Raw genomic sequence first — 14,663 nt, forward strand, 5'->3', positions numbered from 1 at the left:
TCACGGGTAGCGTCACCTCGCGGCACGAATCGAACGAGAGGGACCGCCATGGCGTTTATCATTGCCCAGGGATTACCACTGCCGGTGAATATCTCCCAGGGGGGAAGTGAGGTATTCACGATCAACTTGCTGTTGACGCCGAACAGCGCGCCCGTCAAAGGCGAGAAGTGGGAGATGACCTTCACCCTGCCCGACGGAATCATCTTTCCCCATGACGGAAAGGTCGTCTACGTCGTTCCGGGCGCGCTCCACCGGGAGCTGCATCTCCTGGACCGGGGGCCGCAATTCGTGCGGTTCGAGAACACGGTGCACCTCAACGACGGTTCACCGGAAGCGGGCGGGTTCTACCTGGTCGGCGTCCGGGCCCTGGACAACGCCCCGCTGGGACTGGCCTGGGGCCGGCTCGAAATCGGCACGACCACGGCCCCGCTGCGCTTCCAGATCACGCCCCACCGGCCGACCGGAAACCTGATCGGGAACGGCGGCTTCGACCAGTACGCATTCAAGCCCGACGGGAAGTGGTACGACAACAAGGGCGTCACGTACGCGAAGAACCTCCGGCAGCTCACTTCCTGGAAGGTGGGCGCGTACGAAGGCAAGGGCGTCTGGCGCGCCTCGCCGACCGGGGAGCCGGGGACGTTCATCGACCTGATCCAGGGGAACGCGAGCGCGAACTTCCCGGAGGACCCGGAGTACCCCTTCGCACCGGGCGAGAACATCGTCGACATCAACGGAGCCAAGTCCTGCGGCTTCATCGAGCAGACCGTCCCGGTGACCCCCGGCTCCTGGTACGAGCTGTCCTTCTACACCGGCTACCACTTCCTGCGGGACCCGATCACCGCCCCCACCTACCTGCGGGCCGAGGTCCTCGCCGGGGACCCGGCCCCCGGCACCCCAGTGGTCTGGGACGACTACATCCACTACTACAGCGGCAAGGGCGCCTCCGCGACGGACGCCGGGAAGAAGCTCAACGCCCCGGGCTGGCGCAAGCGCCGGCTCCGCTTCCAGGCACCAGCCGGCGCCGACCGGGTGACCGTGCGGTTCGCCAACCCGGGCCGCGCCGGCTTCGACAAGGAGCTGAGCGCCAACCCGGACGGCGACACCGGCATGCTCCTCGCCCACATCCGGCTCAGCCCCGCACCGTCCGCCCCCTGAAGGCAACGCCGGAGCCGGTGACCATTCATGGACAAGAGCCCCGGGACGGCCGATGGGGGCCACCGCACTGTGGCGGTGACCCCCATCGTCACGATTCCCCAGGAGAAAAGGATCTTCGTCCTGGGCGCTGTGGTGGGGCGGGTGGGACTCGAACCCACGGCCGACGGATTATGAGTCCGCTGCTCTAACCGGCTGAGCTACCGCCCCCTCACGGCGCGTCGCGCACATTTGTGCGCGCCGTCTGCCGCAGCATAGCCGCTCATACGATCTGCTGCCCGTGAGGGCTGCCGTTCCGCGACCATGCATGCCCAAGAAGACTTCGATCACCGGGGGTTCGGTTCCACGGCGCACGAAAAAGGGCCCCTTCCGGGACCCTTCCTCGCTCTGCTCCCCCGACTGGACTCGAACCAGTAACCCTCCGGTTAACAGCCGAATGCTCTGCCAATTGAGCTACAGGGGATTGAGCTCCCCCGACTGGACTCGAACCAGTAACCTGCCGGTTAACAGCCGGCTGCTCTGCCAATTGAGCTACAGGGGATTGCTCCGTGTGCCTCGAATGCGTCGCTGTCCGGGCCTCCGGACGGCGGGCGTTCGCTGCGACACATACATTAGCGCAAGCAGGGGGGTGCTCCGCCAATCGGTATCGCCTCAGGTCACCTCGGGTGATCTCCGGCCCCGGAGGGTAGGCGCGCGGCACAGCCCGGCATCCGGTGCGTACCGGCATCGGACGGGACCGAACACAGGGAAAGGTGGAGCGATGCGCTACCGGCTCACTTTCATCGCGGGACTGGCCACGGGGTACGTGCTCGGCGCACGGGCCGGCCGGGAACGGTACGAGCAGCTCCGCAAGGCCGCCCAGCGGGTCACGCAGAATCCGGCCGTCCGTAACAGCGCCGAGTCGGTGGCGCTGACCGGGCGGGACGCGGCGGCCAAGGCGTTCGGGAAGGTCTCGGCCAAGGTCGAGGACCGGCTTCCGGCGTCCGTGAGCGACCGGGTCCGTTCCCTGCGGGAGCAGCGTTCCGCCGACGAGGACGAGTGGGGAACCAGTAACACCTGAAAGGGGCGGGCCCGGCGGCATCCGAGGCGGACAGCGGGCGGCGGTCGCCGGGGCAAACCCTGACTCTTTCCCTATGCGTCCCATGGGGCATCATCTGGGGCCATGGGGATAGTCGCCGGATTGGACAGTTCGTCCGAGAGCACACGGATCGTCGTCTGTGACGCGGACACGGGCGCCGTCATCAGGCAGGGGTATGCCCCGCACCCGGTCGAGAAGGGACCGGAGGTCGACCCTCAGGCGTGGCTGATGTCACTCGGGGAGGCCGCGGGCAACGGGCTGCTGGAGGGCGTACAGGCCATCGGGGTCACGGCGCAGCAGCACGGGCTGCTGCCGCTGGACGCCGAGGGCAACCTCGTCCGGCCGGCGCTGGTCGGCAACGACAAGCGGGCCCAGAGCGCCGCGGCGGACCTGCTGGACTCGCTGGGCGGCCGCACCGCCTGGGCGCAGGCCATCGGGGCGGTGCCGCAGGCCGCGCACCCGGTGACCAAGCTGCGCTGGCTGGCGCGTACCGAGCCGGAGCACGCGGCCCGGGTGGCGGAGGTCATGCAGCCGCACGACTGGCTGGTCTGGCAGCTGCTGGGGCGGCCGGCGCGGCGGACCACGGACCGCGGCGCGGCCTCGGGCACGGGGTACTGGTCGGTGGCGACCGCCTCGTACCGGCCGGATCTGGTCGAGCTGGCGCTGGGCCATCAGGTGCGGCTGCCGGAGGTGCTGGGTCCGTCCGGGACCGCCGGGTTCACCCCGGAGGGGCTGCTGATCTCGGCCGGTACGGGCGAGACCATGGCGGCCGCCTTCGGGCTGGGTGTCGGCGAGGGGGACGCCGTGATGTCGCTGGGCGCCTCGGGGTCGGTGTTCGGAATCCATCACGAGGCACTGGTCGACCCGAGCGGCACGATCACCTCGTTCGCCGACGCCACCGGGCGGCATCTGCCGGTGGTGCACACCAGCAACGCGGTACGGGTCCTGCGGGGCGCCGCGGAGATGCTGGGGACGGACCTCCAGGGCCTGTCCGACCTGGCGCTGAAGTCGTCGCCCGGTGCGTACGGCATGGTGCTGCTGCCCTATCTGGAGGGCGAGCGGACGCCTCATCTGCCGCACACCGCCGGGTCGTTGCACGGGATGCGGCGCGAGTCGATGAAGCCGGAACATCTGGCGCGGGCCGCCGTCGAGGGCATGCTCTGCGGGCTCGCCGACGCGCTGGACGTCCTGCGCGGGCGGGGCGTGGCGGTGCGCCGGGTGTTCCTGCTGGGTGCGGCGGCGGAGCTGGCGGCGGTGCAGACGGTCGCGCCGGCGTTGTTCGGCGTGCAGGTCGTGGTGCCGCAGCCGGCCGAGTACGCGGCGCTGGGCGCGGCACGGCAGGCGGCCTGGGCGTGGGGGGTGGCGCACGGCACGCTGGCGCCGGCCGCCGGGGCACCGGCCGCACCGGGCGGCGGGTCCGCCTGGGTCGATCCGCCGCAGTGGCCGGCCGCCGCGAGCCAGGTCTTCGAACCGGGCGATGAACTCCCGGTCGGCCAGGCCGTGCGCCAGCAGTACACGGCGGTGCGGGACGAGATCCATCCGGGGGCGTTCCAGCGGGAGGGGTGAGGGGCGCGGGGCCGTGCACGGCCCCGCCCACGGCCCGGGCCGGCCGGCGGCCGGGCAGGGGTGGCTCAGTCCAGGTAGCCGCGGAGCTGGTCGGCGAAGGCGTGGTCGCGGAGTTTGTTGAGGGTCTTGGACTCGATCTGCCGTATCCGTTCGCGGGTGACGCCGAAGATCCGGCCGATCTCCTCCAGGGTGCGGGGGCGGCCGTCGGCCAGGCCGTAGCGGAGCTGGACGACCTTGCGTTCGCGTTCGCCGAGGGTGGACAGCACCGCGTCGAGGTGCTCGCGGAGCAGCAGGAACGCCGCGGATTCGACGGGTGAGGCGGCGTCGCCGTCCTCGATGAGGTCGCCGAGCGCGACGTCCTCCTCCTCGCCGACCGGGGCGTGCAGCGAGACCGGTTCCTGGGCCAGCCGGAGCACCTCGCTGACCCGTTCCTCGGTCAGGTCGAGGTGGGTGGCGACCTCCACGGGGGTCGGCTCGTAGCCGCGTTCCTGGAGCATCCGGCGCTGGACCCGCACCACGCGGTTGATCAACTCGACGACGTGGACCGGGACGCGGATGGTCCTGGCCTGGTCGGCGAGGGCGCGGGACATGGCCTGGCGGATCCACCAGGTGGCGTAGGTGGAGAACTTGTAGCCGCGGGCGTAGTCGAACTTCTCGACGGCGCGGATCAGGCCGAGATTGCCCTCCTGGACGAGGTCGAGCATGGTCAGGCCGCGGCCGACGTAGCGCTTGGCGACGGAGACGACGAGGCGGAGGTTGGCCTCGATGAGCCGGCGTTTGGCCATCCGGCCGAGGACGACCAACCGGTCGAGGTCGTAGGCGAGTTGGGAGGACAGGTCGGGGGTGTTGGTGAGCTTCTCCTCGGCGAACAGGCCGGCCTCGACACGGCGGGCGAGTTCGACCTCCTCGGCCGCGGTGAGCAGCGGGATCCGGCCGATCTCGCGGAGGTACTGACGGAAGAGGTCGGAGGAGGGGCCGGTGCTGGTGTCGGCACGCGGCGCCGGTACGGACTCGGGTTCGGACTCGGGCTCGCGCTCGGTCTCGGGCTGCGCTTCCGGCTCGCGTTCGGCTTCCGCTTCTGCCTCCACATCCGGGTCGACTTCCCCCTCCGGGTCCCGTGCGGCTTCCGCCTCCGCCTCCGCCTCCGGATCGGCCTCCGCTTCCGCTCCTGCGGCTGCTTCCGCGTCTGCGGCCGGCTCTCCGGAGAGGGCCGGTCCGGGCTCCGGGTCGGGGGCGGGCTCGGGGCCGACGGCGTCCGGGGCGAGAGTCAGGAGCATTTCGGCGGCGGGGGGTTCGGCCTGCTGCGGGACGGTGAGGGACTCGTCGGCGAGGGTCTGGGTCTGCACGGGGGCGACCTCCAGGGTGATCGCTGCGGTGGCGGCAGAAAGGCCGGGTACGGTTGCGGCCGAGCCGCCGTCCGTCCCGTACGTCAAGAGCGGTTCCGCGGGGGTTTCCGGGGGCGTACGCCCGGACCCGCCGCGCTCCGAGGACTCAGGCACCGCTCCTCAGTGTGGAGTACGACACACTCCCGCCACGAGGGGCGTGCGACCACTTTTTGAGTCCGGTCCGTGACCGGACGGCTACCGCGGGGTGTTACGGGTGGCTTGGCCGGGGTGGCGGGAGCCGGGGGCGGGGTGGCGGGGGCGGGGTGGCGGGCGTGGGGGTGGGGGGCGCGGTCGGGCTCGGGGCCCCTAGGGGGCGTTCGAACGCATCCCGTAAGGGTCGCGAGGGCCCCCTGCGGGGCCACAACGTGGCGGGGTGGTGGGGTATTCCGGGTCGGGCGCCCTGGATTGGGTGTTTCCGGGTCGGGTGTCCCGGGCGGGCATCCCGGGTCGAGTGTCCCGGGGCGGATATTTCGGGTCGGGTGTCCGGGCCGTACCCCAGTAGGGACCCCGGTCGGGACCCCAGGCGCAGTCGCCTTCTACAGCGCCGCGTAGCCGCGTTCGCGGAGGGATTGGCCGTATTGCTGGAGGACCCAGAGTTCGTTCTGGACGGCGGCCAGGTGGTCGGGGTCGGCGCGGGGGCCGAGGCGCTGGAGGGCGCCGCGGATCTCGGTGACGCGCTGGTTGACCGCGGCGAGGCGGACGGTGACCAACTGGACGCCGGCGTAGGCCTCGTCGGGGTCGCGGCGGGTGTGCAGGGGCTCGACGGCGAGTTCGGTGATCATGGCGCGGACGGTGTCGTCGGGGGCGGCCTCGCGCACCCGGGCGACGTAGCCGTTGTCGGCGGCGCCGGCCGTGGCGCCGCCGGCCTCCTCGATGCACTGGCGGACCACGGCGTAGGGCGGCGCGGTGAACTCGTCGGCGCCGTACGCGTCGAAGGCCGGGGAGACCAGGTCGGGGCGCTGCAGGGCGAGCTTGAGCAGTTCCCGCTCGACGCGGTGGGCGGGGCTGCGGAGGTTGAGCGCGGGGCCGCGCGGGACGGCCGGGCGGGGCGGTTCCGCGGCGGCCGGGGCCGCGCCGGGGCGGGGTCGGCGGCCCTGGTCGGGGCCGGTGCCGTCGCGGCCGCGTTCGCGGGCCCAGCGGGCGAGCTGGGCGACCCGCTTGACCACGAACTGGGTGTCCAGGATGCCGAGCATGCCGGCGAGCTGGACGGCGGATTCGTGCTGGATGGAGCTGTTCTTGATGTTCGCCACGATGGGCGCGGCCTCGTCGAGGGCGGCGGCGCGGCCCACCGCGGTGTCGAGGTTGTGCCGGGAGACGACGTGCCGCAGGGCGAACTCGAAGAGCGGGGTGCGGGACTCGACGAGGTCGGCGACGGCGTCGTCGCCCTTGTGGAGGCGCAGGTCGCAGGGGTCCATGCCGCCGGGGGTGATGGCGATGGAGGTCTGCGCGGCGAACTTCTGGTCGTCCTCGAAGGCGCGCAGGGCGGCTTTCTGGCCCGCGGCGTCGCCGTCGAAGGTGAAGACGACCTCGGAGCCGGAGTTGTCCATCAGCAGTCGGCGGAGGATCTTGATGTGGCCCTCGCCGAAGGACGTGCCGCAGGTGGCGATGGCGGTGGTGACGCCGGCCAGGTGGCAGGCCATGACGTCGGTGTAGCCCTCGACGACCACGGCGCGGTTGCCCTTGGCGATCTCCTTCTTGGCGAGGTCGATGCCGTAGAGGACCTGGGACTTGCGGTAGAGGGGGGTCTCGGGGGTGTTGAGGTACTTGGGGCCGTTGTCGTCGTCGCGGAGCTTGCGGGCGCCGAAGCCGACGACCTCGCCGGCGATGTCGCGGATCGGCCACATCAGGCGGCCGCGGAAGCGGTCGATGGGCTTTCCGCTGCGGCTGTCCTGGGAGAGGCCGGAGAGGATCAGCTCCTTGTCGCTGAAGCCGCGGCCGCGCAGGAAGCGGGTGAGGTGGTCCCAGCCGGCCGGGCTGTAGCCGACGCCGAAGTGCTGGGCGGCGGCCTGGTCGAAGCCGCGCTCGGCGAGGAACCGGCGGCCGATCTCGGCCTCGGGGCTGTCGAGCTGGTCGACGTAGAACTGTGCGGCGGCCTTGTGGGCCTCCACCAGGCGGGTGCGCTCGCCCTGCTGGCGGCCGGGGGTGTAGCCGCCCTCTTCGTAGCGCAGGGTGATGCCGGCCTGGGAGGCGAGGCGCTCGATGGTCTCGGCGAAGGAGAGGTGGTCGATCTTCATGATGAAGTCGACGGTGTCGCCGCCCTCCTGGCAGCCGAAGCAGTGGTAGAGGCCCTTGGCGGGGCTGACGTGGAAGGACGGGGACTTCTCGTCGTGGAAGGGGCAGAGGCCCTTGAGGTTGCCGCCGCCGGCGTTGCGGAGCTGGAGGTACTCGGACACGACGGCGTCGATCGGGACCGCGTCCCGTACCGCCTTCACATCGTCATCGTTGATCCTGCCTGCCACGCGTGAATTCTACGGCCGGGGTCGGACAGTCCCGGCCGCGTGGGCCTCGCGGCCGGGCCGGCCGGGCGCGGGGCGGCGGGCATCAACCCAGGTCACCCGCGGGGCCGGATTCCCCGGACCGCGGTCGGGCCGTCAGCCGCCCGCGCCCGCCATCACCGCCAGGAACCGGTCCAGGCCGATGTTGCCGCCGGAGATGATCACGCCGGTGCGGGGCGGGAGCGGACCGGCCCTGCCGGTGAGGAGGGCGGCCAGGGCGCTGGCGCCGCTGGGCTCGGTGACGATCTTCAGTCGTTCGAAGGCGAACGTCATGGCGGCGCGGATCTCGTCGTCGGTGACCAGGACCACCGAGTCGAGGAGGCGCTGGTTGATCGCGAAGGTCAGGGCGCCGGGGGTGTCGACGGCCTGGCCGTCGGCGATGGTGCGCGGGACGGGGATGGTGACGGGGTGGCCGGCGGCCAGTGAGCGCCGGGTGTCGTCGCCGGCCGCCGGCTCGACGCCGATCATGCGGATGCCGGGGGCGAGGGCGGTGGCGGCGGTGGCCGAGCCGGCCATCAGGCCGCCGCCTCCGACGGGCACCAGGAGCGCGTCGAGCGGGCCGGTCTCCTCCAGGAGTTCCAGGGCGGCGGTGCCCTGACCGGCGATGATGTGCGGGTGCTCGTACGGCGGGATCAGGGCCAGTCCGCGGTCCTCGGCGAGCTGCCGGGCGAGGGCGGCCCGGTCGCCGGTGTAGCGGTCGTAGCGGACGATCTCGGCGCCGTAGCCGGCGGTGGCGTCCCTCTTGGAGCGCGGGGAGTCCTCGGGCATCACGATGACGGCGTGGCTGCCGAGTTCGCGGGCGGCGAGGGCGACGGCCTGGGCGTGGTTGCCGGAGGAGTACGCGACCACTCCCCGGGCGAGCTGGTCGGGGGCGAGCCGGGAGAGGGCGTTGTAGGCGCCGCGGAACTTGAAGGCGCCGATGCGCTGGAAGTTCTCGCACTTGAGGTGGGCCTCGGTGCCGGCCAGCGCGTCGAGGGTGCGGGAGCGCAGGACGGGCGTGCGGTGGGCCACGCCCGCCAGCCGCCGGGCGGCGTCCCGGACGTCGTCGAGGGTGAGGGTGTCCGGGGCGCCGGGGCCGGCGGGGCGGGGGTGGCCGCTGGGGCCGCTGGGGCTCTGCGTCATAGGCGCACGCTACGGGAGCAGCGAGGCGAGCGGAACATCCGGATCGGCCAGCGCGGTGGGCTCCAACGGGGCACCGCTGCGGATGAGTTGCTGGATGGTCTCGGCGACGTCCCAGACATTGACGTTCATGCCCGCCAGCAGCCGGCCGTCGGCGGCGAGCCAGAAGGCGACGAACTGCCGCTTGGCGACGTCGCCGCGGCAGACGACCTGGGCGTACGAGCCGGGCGGGGCGTAGCCGGAGTACTCCATTCCGACGTCGTACTGGTCGGAGAAGAAGTACGGGACGCGGTCGTAGCTGATGTCCTGGCCGAGCATGGCGCGGGCGGCGGCCGGGCCGCCGTTGAGGGCGTTGGCCCAGTGCTCGACCCGGATGCGGGTGTCGAGCAGGGGGTGGTCGGCCGCGGCGACGTCACCGGCGGCGTGGACGTACGGGTCGGAGGTGCGCAGCGCCGCGTCGACGGCGATGCCGCCGCCGGCCTGGGGGTCGGCGAGGTCGAGGCCGGCCTGTTCGGCGAGGGCGGTGCGCGGGGCGGCGCCGATCGCGGCGAGCACGTCGTGGGCGGGGTGTTCCTCGCCGTCGTCGGTGCGGACGGCGACGACCATGCCGTCCTGGCCGACGATTTCGGTGAGGCGGGCGCCGAAGTGGAAGCGGACGCCGTGTTCGCGGTGCAGGTCGGTGAAGAGGGCGCCGAGTTCGGGGCCGAGGATGCCGTGCAGGGCGGTGGGGGCGGGTTCGACGACGGTGACCTCGGCGCCGTAGGAGCGGGCCGCGGCGGCGACCTCCAGGCCGATCCAGCCGGCGCCCGCGATGACCAGCCGGTCGCTTTCGCGGCCGAGGGAGGCCAGGACGCCGCGGAGCCGTTCGGCGTGGGCGAGGCGGCGCAGGTGGTGCACGCCGGCCAGGCCGGTGCCGGGGATGTCCAGGCGGCGCGGTTCGGCGCCGGTGGCCAGCAGCAGCTTGTCGTAGGCGATGAGGGTGCCGTCCCCGAGGCGGACGGTCCGGCCGGCCGGGTCCAGGTGGACGGCGGGCTGGCCCAGGTGGAGCTCGATGTGTGCCTGGGCGTACCAGGCGGGTTCGTGGATGAAGACGCTGTCGCGCTCCTCCTTGCCGAGCAGGTATCCCTTGGAGAGCGGCGGGCGCTCGTACGGGTGGTCGCGCTCGTCACAGATGAGGATCACCCGGCCGGTGAAGCCCTCGGAACGGAGCGTTTCCGCGGCCTTCGCCCCGGCCAGGCCACCCCCGACGATGACGAACGTCTGGTGTGCGTCGACCACTTGCTTCCTCCTCGTTGCGGTGCCGTACGTCCGCGTCCGCGTCCGTAAACGCCCCCGATGTGCCCCCGGTGTGGTGTTTCCGGTGTGCCTTCCCCGTGTGCTGACCGGGTGTGCCGTCCCGATGCGCTGTCCCGGTGTGCTGTCGCCCGTAGGTGTGGGCGGTGGTGCTGTCTCCCGTGGATGTGGGCGGTGGTGCTTTCCCTCGTAGATGTGTGCGGTGTTGGCGGGGTTCTCTCAGTTCGCCGTTCGATAACGGTCGGGTTCGAGCGTCCCGCACGGAGCGTGAGGGGGGAAGAGGGGCTTCCCCCCTAGGGTCACCCTGGGTTGCCCGGCGCGTTACCGGGCCGTCGGGTGAGACGGGCGTGCAGGGAGCGGGCCGTCGTGTCCGTCAAGGCCGCGATCTGGTCGATGACGGCCCGCATCCGCGCGGTGTCGTCAGGGGCCGCCTCGAACAGCGAACGGAACTGTGGGTCAAGGCCGTCGGGGGCCCGGGCGAGGAGTGCCTCGGCCAGTTCGGCGATGACGATGCGCTGGTCGGCGCGGAGGGCCTCCTGGTCCGGGCGCTGCATCACGTACCGGTCGGCGACCGCTTTCAAAACGGCGCATTCCAGCCGGGTTTCGGCCGGAACCACCAGCTCCGCGGTGTACCGGGTCAGCCGGCCGCTCCCCCACCGGGCCCGCGTCGCGCCCTCCGCGGCGAGGCAGAAGCGGCCGATCAGCTGGCTGGTGGCGTCCTTGAGGCGGGCCTGGGCGAGCGCGCTGCCGTCGTAGCCGTGCGGCCACCACTCCTGCTCCAGCAGGCGGTCCAGCGCCGCGGCCAGTTCCTCGGGGCCGGCGCCCGGGGCGTAGCGCTCGGCGGCGACCGCGAAGATCTCGGCGCGCTCGGCGTCGGCGAGCAGGAGGTTGGGGTCGAGGTGACCGGCGTGCAGCCCGTCCTCGACGTCGTGCACGGAATACGCCACGTCGTCGGACCAGTCCATGACCTGGGCCTCGAAGCTGCGGGCCGCGTCGGGCGCGTCCTGCCGGAACCAGACGAAGACCGGCCGGTCGTCCTCGTAGACCCCGAATTTCGGGGAGTGCGGATCGGTGGGGTGCGCGCCGCGCGGCCAGGGGTACTTGGTGGCGGCGTCGAGGGCGGCGCGGGTGAGGTTGAGGCCGACGCTGAGCGCCGTGCCGTCCGGTGCGGGCACGAACCGCTTGGGCTCCAGACGCGCCAGCAGCCGCAGCGACTGGGCGTTGCCCTCGAAGCCGCCGCAGGGCGCGGCGACTTCGTTGAGGGCCTGTTCCCCGTTGTGCCCGAAGGGCGGGTGGCCGAGGTCGTGCGCCAGACAGGCGGTCTCGACCAGGTCGGGGTCGCAGCCGAGGGCGGCGCCCAGTTCCCGGCCGACCTGGGCGCATTCCAGGGAGTGGGTCAGCCGGGTGCGCGGGCTGGCGTCCCAGGCGTGGGTGAGCGTGCCGGGGGTGACGACCTGGGTCTTGCCGGCCAGTCGGCGCAGCGCCGCGGAGTGCAGCACCCGGGCGCGGTCGCGCTGGAAGGCGGTGCGGCCCGGGCGTTTGTCGGGCTCGGGGACCCAGCGTTCGGTATCGGCCGCGGTGTAGCCGGTGATGGTCGGTCGTGTGCCCGTCATACAGCGACGGTAGCCGCCCTGATGCTTTCGGGACCGGATCCGGTGCGGGTCAGGAGCGCCTGGTCGTAGCGGTGCAGTACGAGGCGGGCCAGCGCGGGGTGGTCTCCCAGGGGCGCGGCGGCGACGCCGGGGGCGGCGGCCGCGCACTGGGTGGCGAAGCGGCCGGGGGCGGTGAAGCAGCCGGCCAGCGCGATCCGCTCGTGGCCCTCGGCGGTCAGCGCCCGGACGGCTTCGGCGACGGTCGGGGCGGCGGCGGACGCGTAGGCGGGGACGACCGGGAGGCCGCCCAGGCGGGCGGAGAGGAGGCGGGCGGTGTGCTCGGTGTCCCGGGCGGAGCGGGCGGCCCGGGAGCCCGCGGCGGCCAGGACCACGGCGGTGCTCCCGGGCCCGGCGGCGGCGCCGGCCTCCAGCAGCCGGCCGTGCAGCGCCTCGGCGAGGAGCGGGTGCGGGCCGAGCGGTGCGGCGATCCGGCCGGTCAGGTGCGGCGCGGCGGCGAGCGCGGCGGGCAGGTCGTGGGTGACGTGGTAGCCGTGGCCGAAAAGCAGCGGGACGAGGACGGCGTCGCCGCGGAGATCCGCGAGGGTGTCGGCGAGCAGCGGCCGGTTGAGCTCGATGTGCCCGAGCCGTACGGGGAGGCCGGGGCGGAGCGCACGGACGCGGTCGAGGAGCGCGCGGACGGCCGGCAGGGCGCGCGGGTCCCGGCTGCCGTGCGCGACGGCGACGAGGGTGGGGGCGGCCGGGCGCGGTGGGCGGAAGCCGCGCAACCGGACCGTGCGGAGCCCTCTGCTGAGCTGCGCGGTGATCTCGGCGGCGAGCTCCCCCGCACCGAGCGGCGCGGAGGAGGCGGAGGCGGAGGGCTGCGGTATCGGCACCGTCATGATCCGAGCGTGGCAGCCGGGCGTTGCGCTGCCGTTTCGTGGTGGGGAACTCCGTGTTCCGTATGCCTGCCGCCGGCGTCACGCCCCGTGTGCGTGGGCACTACGGCCCCTCCGCGTCGGCGTTTCGCCCCACGTACGTCGGCGTCACGCCCCGTGTGCGCCGTCCTCCGCGCCGTGCCCGCCGCTCGCCGCGTCGCTCTCCCTGGTGGCGACCTCGTGGGCGTCGATCTCCTTCAGGTAGCGCTCGCGCGTCGGCTCGTCCAGGAAGGACGCGCGGAAGGAATTGCGGGCGAGGGTGCGCAGGGTCGCCTCGTCGAGGCCGAGGGCGTCGCGTACGGCGGTGAAGTTGTCGTCCGCGTAGCCGCCGAAGTACGCCGGGTCGTCGGAGTTGACGGTCACCAGCAGCCCGGCGTCCAGCATCGCGGGCAGCGGGTGGTCCGCGAGGTCGTCGACCACTCGCAGGCGGAGGTTGGACAGCGGGCAGACCGTGAGCGGCACCTGGTCCGTCACCAGGCGGGCGACCAGCCGCTCGTCCTCCATGGAGCGCACGCCGTGGTCGATCCGGTCCACGCCGAGGACGTCCAGGGCCTCCCAGACGTACGCCGGCGGGCCCTCCTCGCCCGCGTGCGCCACGCACTTGAGCCCGGCCTCCTTGGCCCGCGCGAAGACCTCCCGGAACTTCACCGGCGGATGCCCGACCTCGGCCGAGTCCAGCCCGACGGCGGTGAGCCGGTGCAGGTGCGGCCGGGCCGCCTCGAAGGTGGTCAGGGCCGACTCGGCGCTCTCGTCCCGGAGGAAGCACATGATCAGCCGGGTGCTGATGCCGTACGTCTCCTCGGCGGCGTCCAGCGCCCGGGCCAGGCCGTCGATCACCGTGCCGATCGCGACGCCGCGCGCGGTGTGCGCCTGCGGGTCGAAGAAGATCTCGGCGTGCCGTACGCCCTGCTCCTTGGCGCGGGCCAGATAGGCGTGCGCGAGGTCGGCGAAGTCGTCCTCGGTGCGCAGCACGGCCATCAGCGCGTAGTACAGGTCCAGGAAGGACTGCAGGTCCTCGAAGGAGTAGGCGCGGCGCAGCTCGTCCTCGGTGGCGTAGGGCAGCCGCACGCCGTTGCGCCGGGCGAGCGCGAAGGCCAGTCCGGGCTCCAGCGTGCCCTCGATGTGCAGGTGCAGTTCCGCCTTGGGCAGCGGCCCGGCGGCCGGCCGGTCGGTGGAGGGGTTCGGGGAGGAAGCCACGCTGGTCAGACCTGTTCTGCGGTAGGTGAAGGGCCCTCGGTACTACGGGAGGGATCTTCCAGGTTAGTCGCCGGAGTGCCGGAGCCCACCGGGTGGTGGGGAGCCGCGGAACCGACCGGGTGAAGGACGCGCCCGGCGGGGGCGGCCAGCCAGTCGCCGCCCTCTATGGGGGTGCCGGTCGTGCGCAGGCGGGCGGCGAGCGGCGCGGCGGCCAGGTAGACCCAGGCCCGTACGGTGCGGCCGTCCGGGCGGACCGCGTCGGTGACCACCCGCTCGTAGAGGTTGCGCGGGTCGCCGGGGGCGTAGTCCTCCAGCCGGTCCAGCACCGTTTGCACCTCGTCGTAATCGGCGGGCCGGGGGTGGACGAGCGCGCCGTGCACCACCGCGTCCGGCGGCCCGGGTACCGCGTACGGGTAGCCGGGGCCGTCGTAGAGCAGCGCGCCGGCGATCCGGGCCGGTTCCTCGTGGGCGGTCCGGCCGCGGAGCGCCCAGGCGTGGTTGGCCTGGCCGGGGAGCAGCGTCCCGTAGACGAAGAAGGGCAGGCGCTCGGGCTCGGTGGTCATGGGGCGCGGTCCTCTCCCGGGTGGTGGGGTCCTGGTGGTGAAGTCCTGGTGGTGGAGTCCTGCTGGTGGGGTCCTGCTGGTGGGGTCCTCTCCAGGGTCGTACGGCATCGGCGGCAGGGTCGTACGGCTTCCAGCCGCATCGCACCGCATCGCCCCGCGGCGCCCGTCATCGGCCGGTGCAACCATCATCGGCCCGTGGGCGTCGGTGCCTGCAGACACGATCGCGATCAGACGCGATCAGACGCAGTCGGGCCCGGTCCGGGTGCGGTGCGAGCGGCTGCGATCATT

9 protein-coding genes, 3 tRNA genes and 2 pseudogenes are annotated in these 14,663 nt (G+C 72.9%); 3 read left to right on the plus strand and 11 right to left on the minus strand.

The genetic code is table 11. The features are described 5' to 3' along the window. The first annotated feature begins 174 nt into the window (after positions 1-174). Complete coding sequence (locus AB0E02_RS06645) at positions 175-1,155, plus strand: hypothetical protein (protein ID WP_362136704.1); 981 nt, start codon at positions 175-177, stop codon at positions 1,153-1,155. A 130-nt stretch (positions 1,156-1,285) separates the two neighbouring features. Here the strand turns inward: AB0E02_RS06645 and AB0E02_RS06650 are convergent. From AB0E02_RS06650 to AB0E02_RS06660, 3 genes are all read right to left on the minus strand, one after another. After that, a tRNA-Ile gene (locus AB0E02_RS06650) sits at positions 1,286-1,362 on the minus strand. Positions 1,363-1,542: 180 nt separating this feature from the next. Beyond that, a tRNA-Asn gene (locus AB0E02_RS06655) sits at positions 1,543-1,615 on the minus strand. Between the two features lie 5 nt (positions 1,616-1,620). Then, positions 1,621-1,693 (minus strand) — tRNA-Asn (locus AB0E02_RS06660). Positions 1,694-1,912: 219 nt separating this feature from the next. On the opposite strand from AB0E02_RS06660, the gene AB0E02_RS06665 reads away from it, so the two are divergent. Then, the gene (locus tag AB0E02_RS06665) at positions 1,913-2,212 is read left to right on the plus strand and encodes a hypothetical protein (protein WP_030416956.1); all 300 of its coding nucleotides are present in this window, start codon (positions 1,913-1,915) and stop codon (positions 2,210-2,212) included. Between the two features lie 102 nt (positions 2,213-2,314). Then, positions 2,315-3,796: an FGGY family carbohydrate kinase gene (locus AB0E02_RS06670; RefSeq protein ID WP_362136707.1), complete on the plus strand. Its 1,482-nt coding sequence runs from the start codon at positions 2,315-2,317 to the stop codon at positions 3,794-3,796. 65 nt (positions 3,797-3,861) lie between these two features. Here AB0E02_RS06670 and AB0E02_RS06675 read toward each other — a convergent pair whose 3' ends face one another. The 8 genes and pseudogenes from AB0E02_RS06675 to AB0E02_RS06710 all read right to left on the minus strand — a co-directional run. After that, positions 3,862-5,295: an RNA polymerase sigma factor gene (locus AB0E02_RS06675; RefSeq protein ID WP_362136709.1), complete on the minus strand. Its 1,434-nt coding sequence runs from the start codon at positions 5,293-5,295 to the stop codon at positions 3,862-3,864. A 422-nt stretch (positions 5,296-5,717) separates the two neighbouring features. After that, the gene (dnaG, locus tag AB0E02_RS06680) at positions 5,718-7,640 is read right to left on the minus strand and encodes a DNA primase (RefSeq protein WP_362136712.1); all 1,923 of its coding nucleotides are present in this window, start codon (positions 7,638-7,640) and stop codon (positions 5,718-5,720) included. 132 nt (positions 7,641-7,772) lie between these two features. Next, on the minus strand, positions 7,773-8,798 hold the full coding sequence (locus AB0E02_RS06685) for a pyridoxal-phosphate dependent enzyme (protein ID WP_362136714.1): 1,026 nt from the start codon (positions 8,796-8,798) through the stop codon (positions 7,773-7,775). Between the two features lie 9 nt (positions 8,799-8,807). Beyond that, positions 8,808-10,073, minus strand: coding sequence for an FAD-dependent oxidoreductase (locus AB0E02_RS06690; RefSeq protein ID WP_362136716.1), 1,266 nt, complete (start codon positions 10,071-10,073; stop codon positions 8,808-8,810). Positions 10,074-10,387: 314 nt separating this feature from the next. Then, positions 10,388-11,701, minus strand: a complete 1,314-nt coding sequence (locus tag AB0E02_RS06695) for a deoxyguanosinetriphosphate triphosphohydrolase (RefSeq protein ID WP_362136718.1) — start codon at positions 11,699-11,701, stop codon at positions 10,388-10,390. After that, on the minus strand, positions 11,698-12,579 hold the full coding sequence (locus AB0E02_RS06700) for a CbiX/SirB N-terminal domain-containing protein (RefSeq protein WP_362136720.1): 882 nt from the start codon (positions 12,577-12,579) through the stop codon (positions 11,698-11,700). Before AB0E02_RS06700 ends, AB0E02_RS06695 begins: the two co-directional genes overlap by 4 nt. A 216-nt stretch (positions 12,580-12,795) precedes the next feature. Beyond that, positions 12,796-13,812 (minus strand): annotated as a pseudogene (locus AB0E02_RS06705) (adenosine deaminase); the annotation flags it as partial. A gap of 146 nt (positions 13,813-13,958) precedes the next feature. Next, positions 13,959-14,375 (minus strand): annotated as a pseudogene (locus tag AB0E02_RS06710) (gamma-glutamylcyclotransferase family protein); the annotation flags it as partial. Between the last annotated feature and the right edge of the window lie 288 nt (positions 14,376-14,663).

The organism is Streptomyces sp. NPDC048196 (assembly GCF_040652715.1).
Lineage (GTDB): Bacteria > Actinomycetota > Actinomycetes > Streptomycetales > Streptomycetaceae > Streptomyces > Streptomyces siderophoricus.

Excerpts from the sequence above, each read along its gene's own strand:
- AB0E02_RS06670 (WP_362136707.1), top strand. The coding sequence starts at position 2,315 with ATGGGGATAGTCGCCGGATTGGACAGTTCGTCCGAGAGCACACGGATC.
- AB0E02_RS06665 (WP_030416956.1), top strand. The coding sequence starts at position 1,913 with ATGCGCTACCGGCTCACTTTCATCGCGGGACTGGCCACGGGGTACGTG.
- AB0E02_RS06685 (WP_362136714.1), bottom strand. The coding sequence starts at position 8,798 with ATGACGCAGAGCCCCAGCGGCCCCAGCGGCCACCCCCGCCCCGCCGGC.
- AB0E02_RS06700 (WP_362136720.1), bottom strand. The coding sequence starts at position 12,579 with ATGACGGTGCCGATACCGCAGCCCTCCGCCTCCGCCTCCTCCGCGCCG.
- AB0E02_RS06695 (WP_362136718.1), bottom strand. The coding sequence starts at position 11,701 with ATGACGGGCACACGACCGACCATCACCGGCTACACCGCGGCCGATACC.
- AB0E02_RS06645 (WP_362136704.1), top strand. The coding sequence starts at position 175 with ATGACCTTCACCCTGCCCGACGGAATCATCTTTCCCCATGACGGAAAG.